This window comes from Pseudomonas sp. GT1P32, from assembly GCF_054897805.1.
The window spans coordinates 5,312,078-5,336,738 of sequence record NZ_CM142704.1 but is presented as its reverse complement, the minus strand read 5'-3'; the positions used below and the strand labels follow the sequence as shown (position 1 = coordinate 5,336,738).

The 24,661-nt window shown below is 59.2% G+C and carries 21 protein-coding genes; 11 read left to right on the top strand and 10 right to left on the bottom strand.

All coding sequences use genetic code 11. From position 1 onward, the window contains the following. Positions 1-53 precede the first annotated feature (53 nt). Together rpmA and rplU are read right to left on the bottom strand one after the other, a co-directional pair. The gene (gene rpmA, locus ACYZUC_RS24455; RefSeq protein WP_003215862.1) at positions 54-329 is read right to left on the bottom strand and encodes a 50S ribosomal protein L27; all 276 of its coding nucleotides are present in this window, start codon (positions 327-329) and stop codon (positions 54-56) included. A gap of 34 nt (positions 330-363) precedes the next feature. Then, on the bottom strand, positions 364-678 hold the full coding sequence (gene rplU, locus ACYZUC_RS24450) for a 50S ribosomal protein L21 (protein WP_003176051.1): 315 nt from the start codon (positions 676-678) through the stop codon (positions 364-366). Positions 679-918: 240 nt separating this feature from the next. On the opposite strand from rplU, the gene ACYZUC_RS24445 reads away from it, so the two are divergent. From ACYZUC_RS24445 to ACYZUC_RS24435, 3 genes are all read left to right on the top strand, one after another. Beyond that, positions 919-1,887, top strand: a complete 969-nt coding sequence (locus tag ACYZUC_RS24445; RefSeq protein WP_008028837.1) for a polyprenyl synthetase family protein — start codon at positions 919-921, stop codon at positions 1,885-1,887. 165 nt (positions 1,888-2,052) lie between these two features. Then, positions 2,053-2,394: a zinc ribbon domain-containing protein YjdM gene (locus tag ACYZUC_RS24440; protein ID WP_008028840.1), complete on the top strand. Its 342-nt coding sequence runs from the start codon at positions 2,053-2,055 to the stop codon at positions 2,392-2,394. 206 nt (positions 2,395-2,600) lie between these two features. After that, a complete protein-coding gene (locus ACYZUC_RS24435) occupies positions 2,601-2,858 on the top strand; it encodes a PA4570 family protein (protein ID WP_008028843.1) in 258 nt (85 codons plus the stop codon). Between the two features lie 115 nt (positions 2,859-2,973). On the opposite strand, the gene ACYZUC_RS24430 is transcribed toward ACYZUC_RS24435, so the two are convergent. The 3 genes from ACYZUC_RS24430 to ACYZUC_RS24420 all read right to left on the bottom strand — a co-directional run bounded on the left by ACYZUC_RS24430 (position 2,974) and on the right by ACYZUC_RS24420 (position 4,739). Beyond that, positions 2,974-3,591 (bottom strand): FKBP-type peptidyl-prolyl cis-trans isomerase, encoded by a 618-nt coding sequence (locus ACYZUC_RS24430; RefSeq protein WP_192419938.1) that lies wholly within the window; start codon positions 3,589-3,591, stop codon positions 2,974-2,976. 121 nt (positions 3,592-3,712) lie between these two features. After that, the gene (locus tag ACYZUC_RS24425; protein WP_461990913.1) at positions 3,713-4,024 is read right to left on the bottom strand and encodes a DUF6482 family protein; all 312 of its coding nucleotides are present in this window, start codon (positions 4,022-4,024) and stop codon (positions 3,713-3,715) included. 226 nt (positions 4,025-4,250) lie between these two features. After that, the gene (locus ACYZUC_RS24420) at positions 4,251-4,739 is read right to left on the bottom strand and encodes a TIGR00645 family protein (protein WP_027924206.1); all 489 of its coding nucleotides are present in this window, start codon (positions 4,737-4,739) and stop codon (positions 4,251-4,253) included. Positions 4,740-4,910: 171 nt separating this feature from the next. Here ACYZUC_RS24420 and ACYZUC_RS24415 point away from each other — a divergent pair, with 171 nt between their 5' ends. Then, a complete protein-coding gene (locus ACYZUC_RS24415; RefSeq protein WP_461990911.1) occupies positions 4,911-6,740 on the top strand; it encodes a hypothetical protein in 1,830 nt (609 codons plus the stop codon). 5 nt (positions 6,741-6,745) lie between these two features. Here the strand turns inward: ACYZUC_RS24415 and ACYZUC_RS24410 are convergent, their stop codons facing one another. Together ACYZUC_RS24410 and ACYZUC_RS24405 are read right to left on the bottom strand one after the other, a co-directional pair. Continuing rightward, positions 6,746-7,087 (bottom strand): PA4575 family protein, encoded by a 342-nt coding sequence (locus tag ACYZUC_RS24410; protein WP_008028851.1) that lies wholly within the window; start codon positions 7,085-7,087, stop codon positions 6,746-6,748. A gap of 305 nt (positions 7,088-7,392) precedes the next feature. Beyond that, positions 7,393-9,831, bottom strand: a complete 2,439-nt coding sequence (locus ACYZUC_RS24405) for a Lon protease family protein (RefSeq protein ID WP_461990909.1) — start codon at positions 9,829-9,831, stop codon at positions 7,393-7,395. Between the two features lie 274 nt (positions 9,832-10,105). Here ACYZUC_RS24405 and ACYZUC_RS24400 point away from each other — a divergent pair, with 274 nt between their 5' ends. From ACYZUC_RS24400 to ACYZUC_RS24385, 4 genes are all read left to right on the top strand, one after another. Beyond that, positions 10,106-10,594 (top strand): DUF3015 domain-containing protein, encoded by a 489-nt coding sequence (locus ACYZUC_RS24400; RefSeq protein WP_461990907.1) that lies wholly within the window; start codon positions 10,106-10,108, stop codon positions 10,592-10,594. Between the two features lie 228 nt (positions 10,595-10,822). Next, a complete protein-coding gene (locus tag ACYZUC_RS24395; protein ID WP_461990905.1) occupies positions 10,823-12,676 on the top strand; it encodes an Lnb N-terminal periplasmic domain-containing protein in 1,854 nt (617 codons plus the stop codon). A gap of 415 nt (positions 12,677-13,091) precedes the next feature. Then, positions 13,092-13,448, top strand: a complete 357-nt coding sequence (locus ACYZUC_RS24390) for a hypothetical protein (RefSeq protein ID WP_461990903.1) — start codon at positions 13,092-13,094, stop codon at positions 13,446-13,448. 70 nt (positions 13,449-13,518) lie between these two features. Further along, positions 13,519-14,013: a GreA/GreB family elongation factor gene (locus ACYZUC_RS24385; RefSeq protein WP_461990901.1), complete on the top strand. Its 495-nt coding sequence runs from the start codon at positions 13,519-13,521 to the stop codon at positions 14,011-14,013. On the opposite strand, the gene gdhA is transcribed toward ACYZUC_RS24385, so the two are convergent. Further along, positions 14,010-15,347, bottom strand: a complete 1,338-nt coding sequence (gene gdhA / locus ACYZUC_RS24380; RefSeq protein WP_461990899.1) for an NADP-specific glutamate dehydrogenase — start codon at positions 15,345-15,347, stop codon at positions 14,010-14,012. The two genes, ACYZUC_RS24385 and gdhA, sit on opposite strands and share 4 nt — an antisense overlap. A gap of 348 nt (positions 15,348-15,695) precedes the next feature. Then, positions 15,696-17,360 (bottom strand): energy-dependent translational throttle protein EttA, encoded by a 1,665-nt coding sequence (gene ettA / locus ACYZUC_RS24375; RefSeq protein WP_010467508.1) that lies wholly within the window; start codon positions 17,358-17,360, stop codon positions 15,696-15,698. Between the two features lie 285 nt (positions 17,361-17,645). Between ettA and ACYZUC_RS24370 the strand changes: the two genes are divergently transcribed. After that, positions 17,646-21,494 carry a sensor domain-containing protein gene (locus tag ACYZUC_RS24370; RefSeq protein WP_461990898.1) on the top strand — a complete coding sequence of 1,283 codons (3,849 nt, stop codon included), beginning with the start codon at positions 17,646-17,648 and terminating at the stop codon, positions 21,492-21,494. Between the two features lie 222 nt (positions 21,495-21,716). Beyond that, entirely contained in the window at positions 21,717-22,970 is a 1,254-nt protein-coding gene (glyA, locus tag ACYZUC_RS24365) for a serine hydroxymethyltransferase (protein WP_461990896.1), read from the top strand. Between the two features lie 8 nt (positions 22,971-22,978). Here the strand turns inward: glyA and ACYZUC_RS24360 are convergent, their stop codons facing one another. Continuing rightward, positions 22,979-23,209, bottom strand: a complete 231-nt coding sequence (locus ACYZUC_RS24360; RefSeq protein ID WP_461990894.1) for a hypothetical protein — start codon at positions 23,207-23,209, stop codon at positions 22,979-22,981. A gap of 88 nt (positions 23,210-23,297) precedes the next feature. On the opposite strand from ACYZUC_RS24360, the gene ACYZUC_RS24355 reads away from it, so the two are divergent. Next, positions 23,298-24,611 (top strand): C4-dicarboxylate transporter DctA, encoded by a 1,314-nt coding sequence (locus ACYZUC_RS24355; protein WP_192418941.1) that lies wholly within the window; start codon positions 23,298-23,300, stop codon positions 24,609-24,611. The last annotated feature ends 50 nt before the right edge of the window (positions 24,612-24,661 follow it).

Sequence of the window (24,661 nt, the reverse complement as noted above, 5' to 3'; positions counted from 1 at the left end):
CCACAAACGAAAAAGCCCCGTCGCGAGACAGGGCTTTTCCAGCATCTACGTAATTATGCCGCGACGACTTCAGTCTTCGGGACAATGCTCACGTAACGGCGGTTGAAAGCGCCTTTTACTTCAAACTTGATCACGCCGTCGATTTTAGCGAACAGAGTGTGATCTTTACCCATGCCAACACCGTAACCGGCGTGGAATTGGGTGCCGCGCTGACGCACGATGATGTTGCCCGGAATGATAACCTGGCCGCCATACATCTTCACGCCAAGGCGTTTGGCTTCTGAGTCGCGACCGTTACGGGTACTACCACCAGCTTTTTTGTGTGCCATGAGTCAATTCTCCTAGTGAGGAATTAGGCTGAAATTAAGCCTGAATACCGGTGATTTTGATCTCGGTGTACCACTGGCGGTGGCCCATACGCTTCATGTGGTGCTTACGACGACGGAACTTGATGATGCGGACTTTATCGTGACGACCTTGGGAGATCACTTCAGCCACAACGGTAGCGCCAGCAACAACTGGAGCGCCGATGTTCACGTCATCGCCATTGGCGACCAACAGAACGCGATCAAAAGTAACGGATTCGCCGGTAGCGATTTCCAGTTTTTCGATCTTCAGGTATTCACCTGGGGCGACCTTGTATTGCTTGCCACCAGTAACAATTACTGCGTACGACATGGTATTTCTCCGATAATCCTGCTCACCCAGCTCTTTATAAGAAGAGGTATTGGCTGGCATGGCTGCATATGGCTGGAAGGCCAGTTTGCAATTGCGTAAGGCAGGTGCTGCCCAGGAAGTTCAGGGTGCGCGATTGTACGCAAGCTGCCGTGGCGTTGCAAGAGGCCGTCCATCGCGCCTTGACACCCGCCGACGTGGGTCCTAGCATGCCGCGCAACCCTTCTGGAGCGACTGTCGCTGATGCAACCCCAAGCTTTCTACCGCGCGGTGGCGGACGATTTTAGCGCCGTCGACGGCATCATCAAGAAGCAGCTGACTTCCCGAGTGCCGCTGGTTTCGAAAATCGGCGATTACATTACCTCGGCTGGCGGTAAACGCCTGCGTCCTTTATTAGTGCTGCTGTGTGGCAAGGCCCTTGGCCGCGAAGGCGACGACCTGCGTCTGCTGGCCGCGACCATCGAGTTCCTGCACACCGCCACCCTGCTGCACGACGACGTGGTCGACATGTCCGGCATGCGCCGCGGCCGTTCGACCGCCAACGCCATGTGGGGCAACGCACCAAGCGTGCTGGTGGGCGACTTCCTGTACTCGCGCTCCTTCGAAATGATGGTCGAACTGGGCTCCATGCCGGTGATGAAGATCCTTTCGCAAGCCACGCGCATCATCGCCGAAGGCGAAGTGTTGCAGCTGTCGAAGGTTCGTGACGCGAGCACTACCGAAGAAACCTACATGGAAGTCATCCGCGGCAAGACCGCGATGCTTTTCGAGGCTTCGACCCACAGCGCCGCAGCCCTCTGCGAAGCCACGCCGGAACAGGCTGAAGCCCTGCGCACGTTTGGCGATCACCTGGGCGTAGCCTTCCAGTTGGTCGACGACCTGCTGGACTACAAAGGTGACGCAGAGACCCTGGGCAAGAACGTCGGTGACGATCTGGCCGAAGGCAAGCCGACCCTGCCGCTGATCTACACCATGCGCGAAGGCACGCCGGAACAGGCTGCCCTGGTGCGCAAGGCGATCCAGAAAGGTGGCATCGAGGACCTGGAAAGCATTCGCGAGGCCGTTGATGCTTCCGGTTCGCTTGAGTACACCGCGCAACTGGCCCGCGACTACGTGGCCCGTGCGATCAAATGCCTCGACGCGCTGCCCGCCAGCGAATACCGCGATGCATTGGTCGAGCTGAGTGAATTCGCGGTCGCCCGCACTCACTGATCCGCTTTTGTAGGAGCCGGCTTGCTGGCGATCCAGTCGCCGCGGTGTTCCAGAAACACCGCGGTGATGCCATCGCCAGCAAGCCGGCTCCTACAGGTCACCTCTCCCCGCCTAAAACCCTATACAATGTGCGCTTTTTAGCGATCCTGAATCCAAGGAGCTTTAGTGAGCACGTTGCCACCCTGCCCGAAATGCAATTCCGAATACACCTATGAAGACGGCGCGCAGCTGATCTGCCCGGAGTGCGCCCACGAGTGGTCCGCCAGCGGCGAAGCTGAAGCGGCGTCCGATGACGCTGTGAAAAAGGATTCGGTGGGCAATGTCCTGCAAGACGGCGACACCATCACCGTGATCAAGGACCTCAAGGTCAAAGGCACATCGCTGGTGGTCAAGGTCGGTACCAAGGTCAAGAACATCCGCCTGTGCGATGGCGATCACGACATCGACTGCAAGATCGACGGCATCGGCCCGATGAAGCTCAAATCCGAGTTCGTCAGAAAAGTCTGAATCTGCTGTATTCCATCCCGCGCCCGGCGTGGGATGGTGCTTCGCCCTCCCCCGCTTCGCCCCGCATTTCCTCGCAATAGCCAAACGCCAGCCGTTTTGACCTTACGCAATCTTTACCCGGAAAAAATCACAAACCGCCAATAGGCCCTTGCTATTTGATGAATAAGAATTATTCTCATTGAAACCAATCAATGGAGATGAGACCCATGACTTATTTGATCGATGCCTGGCTGGACCGCCCACACCCCTACCTCAGGATCCTGCATCGGGAAACCGGGGAAGTCTGTGCGGTGCTTGAAGAAGAAGCCTTGAACGAGCTGCAGGATCAGGGTGACCTGGACGTCAACGGCTTGAGTTCCAGCGAGCCGGTAGTGCTCAAGGAACTGGTGCGTAATCTGTTTCTGTTCTGCTATGCCCGGGCGTTGCGCCCGTCGCATGAACTGCATCACAAGCTAGAAATATGAGAAACACCACAAAACCTGTAGGAGCGAGGCTTGCCCGCGAACCCGACAACTCGGTTCCGACTTGAAACCGAGGTGATGCATTCGCGAGCAAGCTTCGCTCCTACAGGCTCATGTATTACAGAACGTCGAGCAGCTCGACGTCGAAGACCAGTACGCTGTGCGGCGGAATGCTGCCAACGCCTTGAGCGCCGTAAGCCAGTTCGCTCGGCACGTACAGACGCCATTTGCTGCCAGCGTTCATCAGTTGCAGGGCTTCGGTCCAGCCAGCGATCACGCCGCCTACCGGGAATTCTGCAGGCTGACCGCGCTCGTAGGAGCTGTCGAACACAGTGCCGTCGATCAGAGTGCCGTGGTAGTGAGTACGCACTTGGTCTTCACGGGTCGGCTTGGCGCCTTCACCGGCGGTCAGCACTTCGAATTGCAGACCGGAAGCCAGGGTGGTGATGCCATCGCGCTTGGCGTTTTCAGCCAGGAATGCCAGGCCTTCGCCAGCAGCCGCTTCAGCCTTGGCAGCTGCTTCGGCTTGCATGATTTCACGGATAACCTTGAAGCTGGCGGACATTTCTTCCTGACTTACACGGCTTTCCTTGCCGGCGAAAGCGTCAGTCAGGCCTGCCAGGATTGCGTCCAGGCTAACGCCCGGCGGCGGGTTGTCGCGCAGTTGGTCGCCCAACTGACGGCCAATGCCGTAGCTGACGCGGGTTTCGTCGGTGGACAGATTTACTTCGGACATGACACTGCTCCGCTGTGCGGACGGCCCTGGAACTTGCCGTGCGTGCACAGCGCGTCCCGGAGCGCCCGGAACCAAAAGGGCCAGCAGACTAGCACAGATGTCGATGCGCTGATGAGGGGCGTCAGTGTCGCCAGGCAGTACCGATGTTGATCGGCACCTTCAGGCTTTCCTCTGCATTCGCAACCAGCCCGCACATTTCATCATGAACCGAAGTGTGTACAAGGTTGAACTGCAAGGTGGGAAAGGCATGAAGCACTTCACGCGCATGTTCGACCGAACGCAGGTGAACGGCCTGGCCGTGGGAATCACTCAAGGGGTACGCAGAACCATGCATGCGCGCCTCCAACAGGTAGATCCCGCCTTCCATGGAGATCAGGTTAAGCTCATCGATCTTCCCTGCGATGGCATAAGCACGTAACTCTACAAAATTCATGAACGCACCTCACGCAGTGGCGAGCCAGCATCCTTACAGGCATAGGCCTCACTGCATCAAAGTACAAGCCATAAACGCCACCGCCCGTCTGTTTCACACCGCCCCTGTAGGAGCGAGCGGTGCGGCGATCCGACTTGCCCGCGAAGGCGGCGTGACAGACAACACCTATGTCGACTGACCCGGCCTATTCGCGGGCAAGCCTCGCTCCTACAGTGCCTGGTGCGGATCAGTGTTTGGTGAGTTTATCCAGATACCCCATGGCAAACGCCGATACCACGAAGGTCATGTGGATGATCACGTACCACTTCAAATGCTCGGGATCGACGTTTTTGGCGTCCATGAAGATCCGCAGCAGGTGAATCGACGAAATCGCCACGATGGACGCAGCGACCTTCATCTTCAATGAAGACGAATCCATGGTGCCCAGCCAGTTGAGCTTTTCCTTGTGGTCATCGATATCCAGCTCGGAGACGAAGTTCTCGTAGCCGGAAATCATCACCATCACCAGCAAACCGCCCACCAACGCCATGTCGATCAACGACAGCAGCACCAGAATCAGGTCCGATTCGGCCATCGAGAACACGTTAGGGATGACGTGGAAGACTTCCTGGAAGAATTTCAGCGCCAGGGCCAGCAGCCCGAGGGACAGACCGAAGTAGATCGGCGCCAGCAGCCAGCGGGAGGCGTACATTGCATTTTCGATAAAGCGTTCCATTGAATCTCACACGTGGGCTTGGAAATGGCCGCGAGTATACCAGCCGCCCGGCTATCCCCAGAAGCAGCCAGAAACAGTCGGAAAATCCGCGACCTGCGCGTGTGTGACAAGGTTTTTCTGCTAGTGTCCAAACCATTGACACCTCTGCGACATCGGACAGGAAGACGGGAAATGGATGTGCGATTGCCTTTAATGAGCGCCGGGATTTGTCTGGCCCTGCTGGCGAGCGGCTGCTCACCGGACGATGACAAACGCCAGGTCAGCCTCGAGGAAAAGACCGCGCAGTTCGAAACGTCTCTCGACGCGATCCAGGACCCGAAACTCAAGGATGCCGTGGCCGAACTCGGTGGCTCCCTGCTGCTGCTCGAACGTGCGCAACTCAGACTCGACAGCAAACCGGTGGAAACCGAGTACGGCGAAGACGTCCTCGCCGTGCTCAAGCACTACCCCACGCCACAGGCGCTGGTCGACACGTACATTAACGGCCTGTTCGTGCTGCACAAGGATTCCAGCTCCGACTACCTGACCGATCTGCAACCGGTGTTCCCGTTCAATTTCAACATTCCGGCCGAGTTTCTCTTTCCTCATGGCCTGGAATGGCAGTCGGTGACCTTGAGCAACAAACGCGTGATCCCGTTCCAGCCGGAGTGGTCGGAAACCGATCCGGGCATTCAACTGAGCCCGTCGAGCTCCAACCTGACCAGCCCCGACGATCTCACGGTGACTTACCCCTTCATCGACGGCCTGGACGTGGAAAACAAGAACCAGCCGCAGCCCGTCAGCCTGCGAGGCAAGGTCGAAGTCATCGCCCCGCGCAGACTCTATAGCTTCGACCTGACCAAAAAGGACGTTGGCCAGGCTCGCAGCAATGACAACCTCAGCGTCACGCTGCTGAAGCTGACAAACAACTACGCCGAAATCGAGTTCAGCAACAGCGCGCCGCTGGCCCCGGAAGTCAGCGAGATACCCTTCAACCCGTTGGTCGTCCAGGCCAGGGACGCCACCGGGCAATTTCTCTCACGCTCGGGTTCGATCAACCAAACCGCCGCGCAAATTGCCTTCTACCAGAAACAACTGGCGAAAATGCAACAGCAGAAGAGCTGGAGCGAAGCCTTCGAAAAGCAGCTCAATGAAGAACAACGTGCGTTTGAGAAGCAACAAACCAGGCATTACTCCAAGGTGTATTTCAACGGACCTATCGAGACCCTCGAAGTCAGCCTGCTGGACTTTTCGGTGGCCACGGTCACGCGCAAGGACCTGGACCTGCCGATCCGTCGCTTCGATCAACACACCACGGCAAAAACCATCCAGCCACTGACTTTGCCCGTGGTCGTGTACGACGATCAGGCACCGACCTGGCTCAAAGGCGCAACGCTCAGCGAGGAACAACTGAAGAAGAGCGTCAGCATCCGGCAATCGGTGGACGACCCGAGCGCGGCGCGCATCGAGTTCGATCACACCCGAAGCTTCAACGATGAACTGCTTGGCACGTCCTTCAGCCCTGGCGATAGCCCGGTCAGTTTCTTTACCGAGGACAGCAGCGGTCAACGCGATGAGCCGATCGAACTGCCGCCTGAGGCTTACCAGGTCGATCCCCTGCGCGGCATCATCACTTATGACCTGAACCTGTTCGCGCAAACGCCGGCGTTTGCGGTGGGTTCCATGCCGCTGTTCCTGGCCACGGTCGACAAGCAAACACTTGAAACCGACCGGCTGCCCAAAGGCCTGGAATTGAAAGGCAATGCACTGGTGGTTGATCTGAAACTGTTTCCCGCCCAGGACTGGCGCTTTTTCGCCAGGGACGACAGCGGCCACTATCTCAAGGAGATTCTTTCGGTCATTCACGATGCGAGTGCACAGGGCCCGGCGTTATTCAGCGTGCATTACTTCTACGGCCAGCCGGCGCAGCTGGAAACCTACCAGCGAACCGATCTCACCACGGTGCAATATGGATTCGAGGTCAAGCTCGACAAGGCTGATATGTCCAACCTCGCCCAATAGCCGTCTCAGTGATCGGGGCGGAACTCGAAGCCGCCCATGTTGCGGCAGCGCCCACCATTGATTTCCCGTAGCTGGGCTTGCAGGTGCAGGCACCAGATTTGCGGGTCATCGGCCAGTTCATAGCCGTGCAACGTCAGGCTTTCAACGATGGTATCGAGGATCGATTCAGCCGCGAAGGGCCCGGGAAACGGACCTTGGGCTTTGATGGCTGAGGGTTGTTCGCCAGCCATTCCGGCGGCGAAAAGCAAAGTCCACATGCCCGTATCACCAGCCAATGGCTTGATGGCACATTCGATACGGGTCACAAGGCCCAGGCATTGACGGGTGAGGCAGAGGTTGCGCGACATGGCGGCGACCCTCGGTAGATCCGGTATTCAGCTCCCACGGGAGAACTGTCTCGATCCAGTGATTACTGTCGATGTCCTTGAGCTGAGAATAGAAGAAAAGTCAGACCCGCACGCCAACTGAGACCAGAAGGCGCCGAATGGTCATTGTGTGAATGTTGACGCCAGAGTGATGGCACATTCTTCTGGATAGGCCCAAAACAAATGTGGGAGCGAGCCTGCTCGCGATGAGGCACTAACATTCAACATCTCTGTTGGCTGAAAGTACGCTATCGCGAGCAGGCTCGCTCCCACAGTTTTGTTGCGTATCAGGCCGGTTTGGCTTCGACCAAGGCTTCCTGTGCCGCTTCTTTCTCGGCTTCTTTCAGGTCTTCTTCGCTGATCATTTCCGCGATCACCCGCAAGCGCTCCACCACCCGCGCATTCACGCTGCCTTCTGGAAATTCGCCATTTTCATCTGGCGCACCGGCAGGCTCGCCGACCAACAGGCTCAGCGCTTCGTCAGCCTGGCGCACCGCGTAAACGTGGAATTGCCCTGCGCGCACCGCCGCCAGCACCTTCTCGTCCAGCATCAGCGTTGCCACGTTGGCGTGAGGAATGATCGCCCCCTGCTCACCGGTCAGCCCGCGGGCTTCGCAGAGACGGAAGAAGCCTTCGATCTTCTCGTTGACCCCGCCCACCGCCTGCACTTCGCCGAACTGGTTGATCGAACCGGTGATTGCAAAGCATTGCTTGAGCGGCGTTTTCGACAACGCCGAAATCAACGTGCACGCCTCGCCCAACGACGCACTGTCGCCATCGACATAACCGTAGGACTGCTCCAGGGCGATACTCGCGGAAATCGCCAACGGGAATTCCTGGGCGTAACGGCTGCCCAGATACCCGGTGAGGATCATCACGCCTTTGGAGTGAATCGGCTGACCGAGGTTAACCTCACGTTCGATGTCGACAATGCCGCTGCCACCCGGATACACCGTGGCGGAAATCCGCGCCGGGACACCAAACGCCGAATCCCCGACTTCCAGCACCGTCAGCCCGTTGCACTTGCCCACGGCTGCGCCATCGGTGTCGATCAGGATGATCCCGGCCAGCATGTCATCGAGAATCCGCGCCGAAACGCGCCCGGTGCGGGTGGCCTTGGCCTTGAGCGCACGCTCGATGTGCCCGGCGTCGGTCATTTCATCGCTGGCCAGGTGACGAATGAAATCCGCCTCGCTGACCAGTTGGAACAAGTCACCGATCCGCGCCGACAAACGCCCCTGGTGCTCGGCCAGACGCGCGCTGTAGGTCGCCAGGCGCGCCACGGCGTCGGCGGTCAGCGGTGCCATGCCTTCTTCGGAGGTACGGGTTTTCAGCAACTGGGCAAACTGCTCCAGGCTTTCGTCGACCATCGGGATGTCTTCGTCGAAGTCCACCAGAACGCGGAACATCTCCTGGAAGTCCGGATCGAGGTCTTGCAGCGTGTAATACAACTGCCGGGCACCGATGATGACGACTTTGACCTGCAACGGAATGTGTTGCGGTGTCAGGGTCACGGTGGCCAGACGGCCCAGCTCACCCAGCGGTGATTCCATTTTCAGTTTGCGCGATTGCAGGGCGCGCTTGAGCGCATCCCATACGAACGGCTCGCTGAGCATTTTTTCTGCTTCAAGAATCAGGAAACCGCCGTTCGCGCGGTGCAGCGCACCGGGACGCAACTGGCGATACGTGGTGTAGAGCGCGCCCTGATCGGTGCTGTATTCGATGCGGCCAAACAGGTTTTCGTAGGTCGGGTGCGGCTCGAACACCACCGGCGCACCGCCGCTGGCCGAGTGACCGACCACCAGGCTCGGCGCGTATTGCTCTTCCAGCATCTTGCGCGCCACCGCATCGGCCTTGCTGTCGTCGACCAATTGCTCGACCACGGTTTTCAGCAAGTAAACCTGCATGGCTTGCAGGTAACCGCACACCGCCGCGTTCTCGGCGTATTTTTCCGACAACGGCGACAACAACGGCTGCAAGGCCAGGGTGATGGTTTCTTCGTTGAGGTGGCGCAGCTGATTGCTCGACTCGCGCTTCCACTGCGGCAGGCTGGCTAGTTCTTCGTTCAGTCGCTCTTCCAGGCCGGAGATGTCTTCGTGGAAACGCTCGCGATCGGCTTCCGGCAACTGGGCGAATTCCGCTTCATCCAGCGCCTTGCCTTCGCTCATCGGGGTAAACGCGATGTTGCTCGCGTCACGGTACAGCGCGACTTCTTTCTCCAGCGCCAGGCGCTCGATGATGTCCAGCGCCTTGTCGTAGCGCTGGTTGAAGGCACGGTCGATGGCGCTTTTCTTCTGCTGGTAGGACGGGTGCTCGAACACGGCGGGGAAAGTCGCCAGCAGGTTGTCGATCAAACCGTTGATATCACCGATGAACGCACCGGCCGTGCCCGATGGCAATTCCAGGGCGCGCGGCTCGCGGGGCTCATCGAAATTGTTGACGTAGACCCAGTCGGCCGGGGTCTGCAGGCGTTTGCCTTCGGCCTTCAGGTAGCGTTTGACGAACGAAAACCGGCCGGTGCCAGGCTCGCCCATGACGAATACGTTGTAACCGGGGCGTGGCATGGCCACACCGAACTGCAAGGCTTCGACCGCACGTTCCTGGCCAAGCACACCGCGGAAGGGCTCCAGATCATTGGTGGTAGAGAAGCTGAACTGTTCAGCGGAAAACGGACGGGTCAGCGCTTCGGGCGCTAGACGCAAGCTGGCAGCAACAGGATCAGGCATCGGGCTTCCTTACATCAGGCGGGGCAGATAGCGGCATTCTGGCGCTGCCCATACCCCACTTGCAAGGCGCGCCTTTCGCCAAAGCATAGCCAAACGGGCATCCCCAGGCGGGCCGGGTCTAAATCAATGTTTTCAACGAATGTTTCGTAAAAAATCACGGAACCCCTGGAACGTGCCTAAACTCCAAACTGCGCGGCTGGAACAATAACCGGCCCACTGGCGCCAGATCGGGCCAGACCCTGTCCATTGGTATGCACATAAAGAGAACAAAGCTATGAAACGGATTCTTCTCGGTACTCTCTTCACCGTTGTATCCCTCAACGCCATGGCACAAGCGCCAGGCGGTCCGGATTGCGGTTGGGGCAACATGCTGTTCGAAGGTCAGCGTGGCACCCCGGCTCACTTCCTGGCATCCACCACCAACGGCACTTCCGGCAACGCAACGTTCGGTATGACCTCTGGTACCAACGGTTGCGCGACTAATGCGTCGCTGACTTATGGCGGCAAATCCTGGTTTGCCATGAATGGCATGATGAACGAGCTGTCCGAAGACATGGCTAAAGGCAACGGCGAAGCGCTGACGACCTACGCCGTGGTACTGGGCGTGGCGCCGGAAGACCGTGCGCATTTCGCAGCTGTGACTCACGAGCACTTCCAGCAGATCTTCAGCAAGGCTGACGTGACTGCAGAAGATGTGCATACCAACACCCTGGCCGTTTTGAAGGCCGATCCTCGTCTGGCCAAGTACGCAACTCAAGCTTAAGCTCGACCCGCCCGTTCCTTTCGGGGAGCGGGTTTTATTTTTTGGACCTGCCCTCTTTGGTAATCCTGTTTAACTGTAGGAGCTGGCTTGCCAGCGATGATCGTTAACGATGACGCGTGCTTACTGGATAAACACGGCGCCTTTGAGACCATCGCTGGCAAGCCAGCTCCTACATTGACGGCGTCTACCGCGCTGGGTCTTTATTTTTTTCGACTTAAGTTGCCCACTATGCTCAAACGCCTTGCCTGGCTGGCGCTCTGTGTCTGCGCCCCGCTGTCCGCCGCGCCTCACATCGACAATCAACGTTTGCAGCAACTGGCCAACGACCCCTTCTGGATTTCCCTGGGGCATTACGAAACCGCCAAGCTCGGTGGCTGGCGCAGCTATGTCAGCGACAGGAAATTCTTTCTGGCGCCCGATGGCAACGAACACCCCGACCGCGAACTGGCGGCCACCGTGCAGGCGCTGTACGCCCCGGCCAGTGCCGGCGAAAAACATGCGCAATGCGTCTACCCGGCGCGTACCCGCTGGCTCAAGGCGCAACTCAACCTGACTGACTTGCCGGCCCTGGACTGTGCAGAATTCAAGCAATGGTTCAAGGATGTCTCGCCCCACAGCGCGGTGATGATTTTCCCGGCAGCCTACTTGAACAGTCCGTCATCGATGTTCGGCCACACGCTGCTACGCATCGATCAGGCGGATGTGCAGAGCGACAAGACGTCATTGCTCAGCTACGCCATCAACTTCGGCGCCTACATCGAAGGTTCGGACAACAGCATCCTCTACGCCTGGAAAGGTTTGATGGGCGGCTATCCGGGCCTGTTTGCGCTGGTGCCGTATCAGGAAAAACTCTCGGAGTACCGCAGCCTCGAAAACCGTGACCTGTGGGAATACCGGCTGAACCTGACGCAGCAGGAAACCGAGCGCATGGTCGAGCACGTCTGGGAACTCAAGCAGATCCAGTTCGACTATTTCTTCTTTGACGAAAACTGCTCCTATCGCCTGCTGGAACTGCTGCAAGTGGCGCGTCCGAGCTTGCGCCTGACCGAACAATTCCCGCTGACCGCAATCCCCACCGACACGGTCAAAGCGGTGAAAGAAGCCGGCCTGGTGGAATCCATTCAGTATCGGCCGTCCCGCGAACGCGAACTGCTGAGCCGCGCCGAACCGTTGAATCCTGAAGAACAGCAGTGGGTGCTGAAAGTCAGCGCCGACCAGAAACAGTTGCAGGAACCGGCGTTCAAGGCGCAACCGCGCGACCGTCAGGCGCTGATCATCGACGCGGCTTACCGGCTCGAACGCTACCGCGCCAACGGCCAGGAACGCGACCCGCAGCGGGCTCAGCGCAGTTTTGAATTGCTGCGGGCGATCAACCAGAACCCGGCGCCGGAGCTGGACATCCCCCAACCGGGCTTGCCCGAGGACGGCCATGAATCGCGCACCTGGCAGGCCGGCCTCGGCACCCGGGGCGACAAGGCCTTTGGCGAATATGGCCTGCGCATGGCGTATCACGATCTCAACGACAACTCGGAAAGCTTTCCCCTCGGCGCGCAGATCGAAATCCTGCAGATGAAACTGCGTCAGTACGAAGGCAATCAGTGGCAGTTGCAGCAACTGGATCTGGCGACCATTCGTTCCCTGACTCCGCGCAACGAGCTGCTGCAACCTCTGTCGTGGCAGGTCACCGGCGGCCTGGAGCGGGTGCCGGGTAAACATGACGATGAGACGCTGGTCAGTCACGTCAACGGCGGTGGCGGCGGTACGTGGCAACTGGGCGACGACATGCTCGGTTTTGCCTTGGGCACCGTGCGCGTCGAACACAATAACGACTTCGCCGGTTTCATCGCCCCCGCGGCGGGTTTCAACAGCGGTGTGCTATGGAACAACCCGCTGGGCAATTTCAGCCTGGAGGCCAAGGGGGACTTTTTCACCAATGGCGAAGTGCGCCGTAGCGTGAGTCTGAACCAGCAGTGGGAATTGTCGCGTAACCTGGGTGTGCGTCTGAGCGCCCAGCGCGAATTCAGCCATCTGGCCTCCCCCGAGAATGAAGTGATGCTTGAGCTGAAGTGGTATCACTACTGACCTGTAGGAGCCGGCTTGCTGCGGGCGGCGTTCCGACGATGGCATCACTGCGGTGAATCTGAAAAACCGCGTTGATGCCATCGCCGGCAAGCCGGCTCCTACAGGGGATGGCGTCATCGCGGTGTAACTGAGCGACCGTGTCGATGCGATCGCCGGCAAGCCGGCTCCTACAAGCGATGGCATCACTGCGGTGTAACTGAACGACCGTGTTGATGCGATCGCCAGCAAGCCGGCTCCTACAGGGGATGGCATCACTGCGGTGTAACTGAGCGAGCGTGTTGATGCGATCGCCGGCAAGCCGGCTCCTACAAGGGATCTGTGTTGTTCAACGGATTGATCACAGGCGTTTCACGAAGGTCTCACGAATGCACTCCTAGACTTGAACCATAGGCCGTTGAACGGCCGGGAGTCCGAGATGTGGCGTTGCGTGGGTGTGGTGGGTTTGGTGCTGTTATGCGCGGGTTGCCAGACGACTCACGAAGACCTGATCGCCAAGGGTTATCCTCCGGCCTTCGCCGATGGTTTCGATGACGGCTGCAGCAGTGGTCGACAGGCTGCCGGGGCGATCAGCGGTGAATTTCGCAAGAACGTGCCGCGGTATCTCAAGGACAAGCCATACGCCGAAGGCTGGAGCGATGGCTTCCGCCAATGCCAGGCCATGCGCGAAAGCGAAGACCGCGAGGACTATCGCAGCCACCATTGGGACGATCGTGAAAAAGCCTGGCAACAGCAGAAAGATCAGGACGCCGCCCGTGCGTTTCGCTCGCAATGAGTCGCTGACAGACATCCGCCGAAACTAAAAGCCTGTGACCATGGCCTAAACCTCATAACGGGAGGAAACCATGAGTCGTGCCTTCGTCAATGAAGATAACGCCGCCGCGCAAGCCGATCAGCCCGTCGAACGGCAGGTCAGCACGCAGCCCAATTACGTCACGCCCACAGGCCTTGCTCAGTTGCAGGCAAAAGTCGCCGGGTTGCAACAAATGCACAACGACCAATCGGCCAAAGGCGAACAGGCTGACAAGCAACGGCTGGCGGACCTTGAGCGGGATTTGCGCTACTTCAATCAGCGCCTGCAAAGCGCTCAAGTCGTGACCGCCGCCAGTTCAACGCAAAAGGTGCAGATCGGCAGCCGCGTGACCTTCGCCGACGAGCACAGCACCGAGCAAACCGTGCAACTGGTCGGTGAAGACCAGGCCGACGCGTCTGCGGGCCTGATCAACTGGGGTTCACCGCTGGGCCGGGCATTGCTTGGGGCGCAACTCGGCGACGAGGTGCTGTGGCAACGCCCGGCCGGCGATCAGAAGATCGAAATCATCCGCATTGAACCGGCTTAAACCACGCCCTGGGCGAGCATGGCGTCGGCGACTTTGACGAAACCGGCAATGTTCGCACCTTTGACGTAGTTGATGCGGCCGTTCTCTTCGCCGTAATGCACGCACGCATGGTGGATCGACTGCATGATCCCGTGGAGTTTGCTGTCCACTTCCCCGCCGGTCCACAGCAGACGCATCGCGTTCTGCGACATCTCCAGCCCGCTCACCGCGACACCGCCGGCGTTGGACGCCTTGCCCGACGCGAACAGAATCCCGGCCTCGATAAACAGGTCCACGGCTTCCAGGGTAGTCGGCATGTTCGCGCCTTCCGCCACGCAGATGCAGCCGTTGCGCAGCAACGTGCGCGCGGCCTCGGCATCCAGTTCGTTTTGAGTGGCGCAGGGCAGCGCGATGTCGCACACCAGATCCCATGGGCACTGGCCTGCGCGGAACTCCAGACCGAAACGATTGGCCAGTTCGCTGATCCGTCCACGCTTGACGTTTTTCAGCTCCAACAGCGCCAGCCACTGTTCTTCGGTCAAACCGGCCTCGCAGTACAGCGTGCCTTCGGAATCCGAGAGCGAAATCACCTTGCCGCCCAGGTCCATGACCTTGCGCGCCGCGTACTGCGCAACGTTGCCGGAACCCGAGATCGCTACGCGTTTGCCTTCGACGGCTTCACCGCCGCGCTTGAGCATTTCCTCGGCGAAGTACACGCAGCCGAAACCGGTGGCTTCCGGGCGAATCAGGCTGCCGCCATAGCTCGGGCCTTTGCCGGTCAGCACGCTGGTGAACTGGTTGCTCAGGCGCTTGTACTGGCCAAACAGGAAACCGATCTCGCGGGCACCGACGCCGATGTCACCGGCCGGCACGTCAACGTCTGCACCGATGTGGCGGTACAACTCGCTCATGAACGCCTGGCAGAAGCGCATGACTTCCGCGTCGCTTTTGCCTTTCGGGTCGAAGTCCGAGCCACCCTTGCCACCGCCCATGGGCAACGAAGTCAGGGAGTTTTTGAAGGTTTGCTCGAAGGCGAGGAATTTCAATACGCCGAGGTTCACCGAAGGATGGAAACGCAAGCCGCCCTTGTACGGACCGATCGCACTGTTCATCTGGATGCGGAAACCGCGATTGACCTGCACCTTGCCGTGATCGTCGACCCAGGAAACGCGGAACACAATCGCCCGTTCCGGCTCGCAGATACGCTCCAGAATGCCGGAGGTCAGATAATGCGGATTGGCTTCGAGAAACGGCCACAGACTGCGCAGGACCTCTTCGACGGCCTGGTGGAATTCAGGTTGATCCGGGTCGCGTTTTTTCAGTCGGGCAAGGAAGGTTTCGACGGATTCGATCATGGAAAAGTCTCGGCAAATTTATTGTCGTTGGAAGAGATTGGGCCGGACTTTAGCAAACGGAGCGCGCACAGTAACAGAGCAAAATGTCGCGTTTATGAAATTAAATGGTGCACAGGATATAAATAAACCCTGTTTTCAGGCAGTTTTCGCACCTAAAAAGGGATTCACAAATTGCATCATGCACCAGTAGTGATTCCGCTTTCGCGAGCAAGCTTTGCTCCTACAGTTGATCGCGTCCCCCTGTAGGAGCAAAGCTTGCTCGCGATGAATCCACCTCGGTATACCTGAAAAAACCCATAAAAAAACGGAGCCCCGAAGGCTCCGTTTTTTTATGCAACCAACCCGAAATCAGGCCAGTTTCTTGTGCCGTACACGATGCGGCTGGGAAGCCGCTTCGCCGAGGCGTTTCTTACGATCAGCTTCGTACTCGGTGTAGTTACCTTCGAAGAACACCGCTTGCGAATCGTCTTCGTACGCCAGGATGTGCGTCGCGACGCGGTCAAGGAACCACCGATCGTGAGAGATCACAATGGCGGCGCCCGGGAAGTCCAGCAGGGCTTCTTCCAGGGAACGCAGGGTTTCAACGTCGAGGTCGTTGGACGGTTCGTCGAGCAGCAGGACGTTGCCGCCCTCTTTCAGGGTCAGGGCCAGGTGCAAGCGACCGCGCTCACCACCGGACAGGTCCTTGACGAACTTCTGTTGATCGCCGCCCTTGAAGTTGAAGCGACCGACGTAGGTACGCGACGGGATCTCGTAGTTGCCGATGCGGATCTGATCCGAACCGTCGGAGATTTGCTGGAATACAGTCTTGCTGCCGTCCAGGTCCTCGCGGCTCTGATCGACGCAGGCCAGTTGCACGGTTTCGCCGACTTCGATGCTGCCCGAATCCGGTGTTTCCTTGCCCATCAGCATGCGGAACAGCGTCGACTTACCGGCACCGTTACCGCCGATCACGCCAACGATGGCGCCTTTTGGCATGGAGAACGACAGGTTGTCGATCAGCACGCGATCGCCGTAGCCCTTGGAAACGTTCTTGAACTCGATGACCTTGTCACCCAGGCGCGGACCGGCCGGGATGTAGATCTCGTTGGTTTCCGAACGCTTCTGGAATTCCTGCGATTGCATTTCTTCGAAGCGTTGCAGACGTGCCTTGGATTTGGACTGGCGGGCCTTGGCGCCTTTGCGCACCCACTCCAGTTCTTCCTTCATGGCTTTTTCGTGGGCCGACTGCTGCTTGGATTCGGCAGCGAGACGATCGGACTTGGCTTCAAGCCAACCCGAATAGTTGCCCTCGTACGGGATACCGGCGCCGCGGTCGAGCTCGAGGATCCAGCCAGCAACGTTGTCCAGGAAGTAACGGTCGTGCGTGATCGCAACGACAGTGCCCGGGAAGTCGTGGAGGAAGTGTTCCAGCCAGGCGACGGAATCGGCGTCCAGGTGGTTGGTCGGTTCGTCGAGCAGCAGCATGTCGGGGGCGGACAGCAGCAGGCGGCAGAGGGCCACACGACGCTTTTCACCACCGGAAAGGAATTCGATCTTGGCGTCCCAGGCCGGCAGGCGCAGCGCATCGGCGGCGACTTCCAGTTGGCGATCCAGGTTGTGACCGTCGCTGGCTTGCAGGATGGCTTCGAGCTTGGCCTGTTCGGCGGCCAGTTTGTCGAAGTCGGCATCTTCATCAGCGTAAGCCGCGTAGACCTCGTCCAGGCGTGCCTGGGCGTTCTTGATCACGCTGACCGCTTCCTCGACCACTTCACGCACGGTCTTGGTCGGGTCCAGGATTGGTTCCTGTGGCAGGTAGCCGATGTTCAGCTCCGGCATCGGACGGGCTTCGCCCTCGAACTCGGTGTCGACGCCGGCCATGATTTTCAGCAGCGTGGATTTACCCGAACCGTTGAGGCCGAGCACGCCGATCTTGGCGCCGGGGAAGAAGGACAGCGAAATATTTTTCAGGATTTCCCGCTTCGGCGGAACAACTTTGCCCAGCCGATGCATGGTGAAGACGTATTGAGCCATGGAGAACCTTGGGTCAGTGACAGATGAATGATTGAAGCGCAGGCGATGCCCGGCCAGACCGTGCGCGTCGTCCGATTGATAGTTATCAATGCGTGCGCGCTGAAAAAGCCTGATTCTAGGAGCTGGAACGCTCCCGCGTAACCGGCAAAGCTACCTTATTGACAGAAGGCAGTCCAGCCGGGAGGGTCTGGCACTTTGCCACAACTCAAGGCATGCTAGCCGCCCTCTGGGCGTCCGGCTTATAGTGCACGTCGCGCCAGTCCAGCTAAACCGCAGGATTACAGTTTGTCTAATGTCACTCCGCCCTTGACCACCCCTGCACCGACTGCGGTGTCCGGTACTCCCCTGCGCGGAACATTAAAGGGCGCGCTGGCGACACTCGTGCTTTTGCTGCTCGCGTTGCTGTTCTGGCAACTGCTGGATCAGCTGCGTGAAACCCAGAAAAACCAGCGCCAATACACCATCGACTACACCGCCGATCTGGCTGCGCAAGTCAGCCTGAACATGTCGCTCAATGCGCAGATCGCCCTCAACCTGCTACCGATCGTCGAACAGCCGCAAAGCGCCGACGAACAGCAGGAGCTGCTGCGCAAGCTGCAAAAATCCTTGCCCGACCTGCGCAGCCTCGCGTTGTTGAGCCCCTCAGGGAAAGTCATCAGCGACAGCGCCGTCGACAGCGAGGACGCCGACTACCTCGTCGAACTGGTACGCCGCAGCCGTGCCCAGGCGCATTATTTCAGCAACGCCGATAACGGTTCGGTGGTGCACCTGCTGCTGCATCAGGCCAGCGGCAGCTCTCGGGGCTATTGGGCCCTGCGCCTGACGCCGAGCTTTTTCTCGTCACTGACCAAACCAAGTGAGGCCGGTATCCGCCCAATGTGGCTGGTGGAAAACCGCGTCAATCACCAGGTCATCAGCCGCGATGATTCACTGCCCTTGGCCAAGTCGAGCGAGCTGACCGCCAATGATGTGGCCAACAGTGTGCTGACGGTTCCCCTGACCAGCAGCGACTGGCAACTGCGCGGGTTGTTCGACCGCCAACGCGTGATCGAAGAACTGCTGCCGGCGTTTATCGGTAAATGCCTGTTGGGGCTGGCGCTCTCTCTGCTGCCGCTGATCGCCCTGTTGAACATGCGCCGCCGTCAGCGCCAGGTGACTGAAGGTCGCCGGCGCTATCAGGATATTTTCGAAGGCACCGGCGTTGCCCTGTGTGTGCTCGATGTGTCTGGCCTCAAGAACGTCTTCGACAAAGCCGAGTTGCACAGCACCGAAAACCTGCAAGCCTGGCTGGAGACCCCGGAACAGCGCCAGCAACTATTGCAGGAACTGCGCATCACTGAGGTCAACCAGGTTGCGCTGCAACTGCTCAACGTCAATTCCTGTGAACAAGCCTGGAAGTTGCTGATCGACGGCAATCCGCTGGATGGCACCGCCATCGGCAATCAAGTGCTCGAAGCGGTACTCAATCAGCAGAAACAGTTTGAGCTGGAAATAAAACTGCAAGACGCCAATGGCCGCGATCAGCACCTGTGGCTGGTGATGCGCCTGCCGGAAAACCAGGACGACTATAAAGCAGTGATCCTGAGCATCAGCGACATCACCAGTCGCAAGCTCATCGAACTGTCGCTGCTTGAGCGTGAAGGGTTCTGGTCCGACGTGGTGCGCACCGTGCCGGATCATTTGTACGTCCAGGACGTGATCAGCCAGCGCATGATCTTCAGCAACCACCATCTGGGCCAGACACTCGGTTACAACCGCACCGAACTGCACCAGATGGGCGAGTACTTCTGGGAAATCCTGCTGCACCCCGAAGATGCCGACCATTACCACCGCGCGCGCCAGACCCAGCGGCACGCGGGCTATACGCAATTGCTGCAATGCCAACTGCGCTTCCGTCACCGCAACGGCAAATGGCGGCGTTTCGATATTCGTGAACAGGCGCTGGCGCGGGACAAACACGACCAGGTCACACGGATCATCGGCGTGGCCAAGGACATCACCGAGCAGATCGAGGCCAGCGAGTCCCTGCGCGACAGCGAGCAGCGCTACCGGATGCTCGCCGAAAGCATCAGCGACGTGATTTTCTCCACCGACAGCAAGCTCTCGCTCAACTACGTCAGCCCGTCGGTGCAAGCCGTGCTGGGCTACGACACCGACTGGATTTTCCAGAACGGCTGGCAGTCGACCATTGCCAACCCGCAACAATTGACCGGCATCTACAACCTGATGGACCGCGTCAGCAAAGCGCTGGGCAAACCCGACCAACTGGCGCTGCTGCGCAGTCAGGTGCAGACCCAACTGTTCCTGTTCGACTGCCTGCGTGCCGATGGGCGCAAAATTCCGATCGAGTTGCGGCTGGTGCTGGTCTGGGACGAACACGGTGCCTTCGAAGGCGTGCTCGGTGTCGGTCGCGACATCAGCCAGCAACGTCGCGCCGAGAAAGACCTGCGCATGGCGGCCACGGTATTCGAACACTCGACGTCGGCGATCCTGATCACCGACCCGGCAGGCTACATCGTGCAGGCCAACGAAGCGTTCAGTCGCGTGAGCGGCTATGCGGTGGAGCAAGTGCTCGACCAGTTGCCGAACATGCTGACCGTCGACGAGCAGCAGGAAGCGCACCTGCGCTATGTGCTCAAGCAATTGAATCAGCACAGCACCTGGGAAGGCGAAGTCTGGCTCAGGCGTCGTAACGGCGAGCATTACCCGGCGTGGGTCGGCATCACGGCGGTGCTCGACGATGAAGGCGATCTGGCCAGTTACGTGTGTTTCTTCAGCGACATCAGCGAGCGCAAGGCCAGTGAACAACGGATTCACCGCCTCGCCTATTACGACGCCCTGACGCACCTGCCCAACCGCACGCTGTTCCAGGACCGTCTGCACACCGCGCTGCAATCGGCGGAACGGCAGAAGTCGTGGGTGGTGCTGATGTTCCTCGACCTCGACCGTTTCAAGCCGATCAACGACTCCCTGGGCCACGCCGCCGGCGATCGCATGCTCAAGGAAATGGCCACGCGCCTGCTCGGTTGCGTCGATGACGACGACACCGTGGCGCGCATGGGCGGCGACGAATTCACTTTGCTCCTGCAACCGCGGGCCAACCGCGAAATCGCCCTCAATCGGGCGATTCACGTGGCCGAACAGATTCTCGCCAGCCTGGTGAAACCGTTCGTGCTTGAAGGCCGCGAATTCTTCGTCACCGCCAGTATCGGCATCGCCCTGAGCCCGCAGGACGGCAACGAACTCAGTCAGCTGATGAAGAACGCCGACACCGCGATGTACCACGCCAAGGAGCGCGGCAAGAACAACTTCCAGTTCTATCAGGCGGACATGAACGCCAGTGCCCTCGAGCGCCTGGAGCTGGAAAGCGACTTGCGTCACGCCCTGGAGCAAAACGAATTCGTTCTGTACTACCAGCCGCAATTCAGCGGCGACGGCAAACGCCTGACCGGCGCCGAAGCCTTGCTGCGCTGGCGCCATCCGCGCCGTGGCCTGGTGCCGCCGGGGGATTTCATTCCGGTGCTCGAAGAGCTCGGTCTGGTGGTGGACGTTGGCGACTGGGTGATCAGCGAGGCGTGCCGTCAGCTCAAGACCTGGCATCAGGCCAAGGTGCGGGTGCCGAAGGTATCGGTAAACATCTCTGCCCGGCAGTTCTCCGACGGCCAGCTCGGCACGCGGATCGCCACCATCCTCAAGGAAACGGGCCTGCCGCCGGCGTGCCTGGAGCTGGAGCTGACCGAAAGTATCCTGATGCGCGAAGTCAGCGAGGCTATGCAGATTCTGGCCGGACTGAAGAACCTCGGGCTGAGCATCGCAGTCGACGACTTCGGCACCGGTTATTCGTCGCTCAACTACCTCAAGCAGTTCCCGATCGACGTGCTGAAGATCGACCGCACCTTTGTCGATGGCTTGCCGTCGGGTGAACAGGATGCACAGATCGCCCGGGCGATCATCGCCATGGCCCACAGCCTCAACCTGGCGGTGATCGCCGAGGGCGTGGAAACCCATGAGCAGCTGGACTTCCTGCGTGAGCACGGCTGCGATGAGGTTCAGGGTTACCTGTTCGGACGGCCGATGCCGGCGGGCCGGTTTGAAGCGCAGTTCAGTAATGATGCGTTGTTCATGTTCGATTGAGGTTTTGTGGTGAGGCAAATGACGCCATCGCCAGCAAGCCGGCTCCTACAGGGGATCGCATTCCAACTGTAGGAGCCGGCTTGCTGGCGATGAGGCCGGCATGATCACCGCTGATCCCGACATGAAGCCCACTTGTCTGCGACATGATGCCCTTTCATATGCCATCTAAATCCCATTGGGTTAGAATGCCCCCCTTTTCTGCCCCGATCCTTGAGGACCGCCATGTTCAGCCGTGATTTGACTATTGCCAAGTACGACGCCGATCTCTTTGCCGCCATGGAGCAAGAAGCTCAGCGCCAGGAAGAACACATTGAGCTGATCGCTTCGGAAAACTACACCAGCCCTGCGGTGATGGAAGCTCAAGGCTCGGTACTGACCAACAAGTACGCCGAAGGCTACCCGGGCAAGCGCTACTACGGTGGTTGCGAGTTCGTCGACGTCGTTGAGCAACTGGCCATCGACCGTGCCAAAGAACTGTTCGGCGCCGATTACGCCAACGTTCAGCCGCACGCCGGTTCGCAAGCCAACAGCGCCGTTTACCTGGCCCTGCTGCAAGCGGGCGACACCATCCTGGGCATGAGCCTGGCTCACGGTGGTCACCTGACTCACGGTGCCAGCGTTTCGTCCTCCGGCAAGCTGTACAACGCCGTTCAGTACGGCATCGACGCCAATGGCCTGATCGACTACGACGAAGTCGAGCGCCTGGCCGTCGAGCACAAGCCGAAAATGATCGTGGCCGGTTTCTCTGCCTACTCGCAGATCCTCGACTTCCCGCGCTTCCGCGAAATCGCTGACAAGGTTGGCGCTTACCTGTTCGTCGACATGGCCCACGTGGCCGGTCTGGTCGCCGCTGGCGTCTACCCGAACCCGGTGCCATTCGCTGACGTCGTGACCACCACCACGCACAAGACCCTGCGCGGTCCACGTGGCGGCCTGATCCTGGCACGCGCCAACGCCGACATCGAGAAGAAGCTGAACTCCGCAGTATTCCCGGGCGCCCAGGGTGGCCCGCTGGAGCACGTGATCGCTGCTAAAGCGATCTGCTTCAAGGAAGCGCTGCAGCCTGAGTTCAAGGCTTACCAGCAACAAGTGGTGAAAAACGCCCAGGCCATGGCCAGCGTCTTCATCGAGCGCGGTTTCGACGTGGTTTCCGGCGGTACTGAAAACCACCTGTTCCTGCTGTCGCTGATCAAGCAGGAAATCTCCGGTAAAGACGCTGACGCCGCTCTGGGCAAAGCATTCATCACCGTGAACAAGAACTCCGTGCCAAACGATCCACGCTCCCCGTTCGTCACCTCCGGCCTGCGCTTCGGCACTCCGGCTGTGACCACTCGCGGCTTCAAGGAAGCAGAGTGCAAAGAGCTGGCCGGCTGGATCTGCGACATCCTGGCTGACCTGAACAACGAAGCGGTGATCGACGCCGTTCGCGAGAAGGTCAAGGCCATCTGCAAGAAGCTGCCGGTGTACGGCGCTTAATTGCACCGCTAGACCGTAGTTGGAAAAAAACCGGCCAGTGATGGCCGGTTTTTTTTCGCCTGCGATTTGTAGGAGCCGGCTTGCTGGCGATCCGTTCTAGAGCCTTGCATTGATCTTTTGGCCGCCATCGCCAGCAAGCCGGCTCCTACACACCCAGCTTCGCTGGTCAGACCGGTCATGCCAATTTTCAGGTTTTCACTTGTAATCGTAAAAAAATCCGGCGTAGACTGCGCCTGCACTGGACATACCGGTAAGACCACAATAATTAAGTCCTGAATCTGATGCGCTTAAGCGTCGGCAGCCAGGACACCGACCAGGATTCCTCCCATGCTCAGATGGTGCTCGCGTTCAATCTTCCTTCAAGTGGTTCTCGGACTGGTGCTCGGCATCGTCTGCGGGCTGACCCTTCCCGAATACTCCGCCCAGCTCAAACCCCTCGGCGACGGCTTCATCAAACTGATCAAGATGCTCATCGGTCTGATCGTGTTCTGCGTGGTGGTCAGCGGCATCAGCGGTGCCGGCGATCTGAAGAAGGTCGGGCGCATCGGCCTGAAATCGGTGATCTACTTCGAAGTGCTGACCACCATCGCCCTGGTGATTGGCCTGGTGTTCGCCTTCAGCACCGGCATCGGCAGCGGCGCGAACATTCATCTGGAGCAGCTGTCTGCCGCCGACATGGGCGACATCGCCCAGCGCGGCCAGCACATGCACACCACCACGCAGTTCCTGATGGACCTGATTCCGACCTCGGTGATCGGCGCCTTCGCCGACAACAACATCCTGCAGGTCCTGCTGTTTTCAGTGCTGTTCGGCAGCGCACTGAACCTGGTGGGCGAAGCCGCGTCGGGTATTTCCCGGCTGATCAATGAGCTGAGCCACGTGATCTTCCGCATCATGGGCATGATCGTGCGCCTGGCGCCGATCGGCGTGTTCGGCGCGATTGCCTTCACCACCAGCAAATATGGCCTGGACTCGCTGCAACACCTGGGCAGTCTGGTCGGTCTTTTCTACCTGACTTGTGTCGCGTTCGTGACACTGATTCTCGGCCTGGTGATGCGTCTGTCCGGCCTGCGCATGTGGCCGTTGCTCAAATACCTGCGCGAAGAATTGATGATTGTAATGGGCACCGCATCGTCCGACGCCGTGCTGCCGCAAATCATGCGCAAGCTCGAACACCTGGGCATCGGCAGTTCGACGGTCGGGCTGGTGATTCCCACCGGATACTCGTTCAACCTCGACGGCTTTTCGATCTACCTGACATTGGCCATTGTGTTCATCGCCAATGCCACCGGTACGCCGTTGGCCATGACTGATTTGCTGACCATTCTGCTGGTGTCGCTGATCACCTCCAAAGGGGCTCACGGCATTCCCGGCTCGGCACTGGTGATTCTGGCCGCGACACTGACGGCCATCCCGGCGATTCCAGTGGTCGGTCTGGTGCTGGTACTGGCGGTGGACTGGTTCATGGGCATCGGCCGCGCGCTGACCAACCTGATCGGCAACTGCGTCGCCACCGTGGCCATCGCCCGATGGGAAAAAGACATCGATATCCAACGCGCAAACAAGGTGCTTTCCGGTCAGGTGGGTTATACCTTCCAGCCTCGAAAACCGGTCGCACCCGCGCACCAGCAGGAATTCTAAACAACGTGTGCCTGCCTTTGGGCGGGCACATTATCGCGACTTGGAGCGAA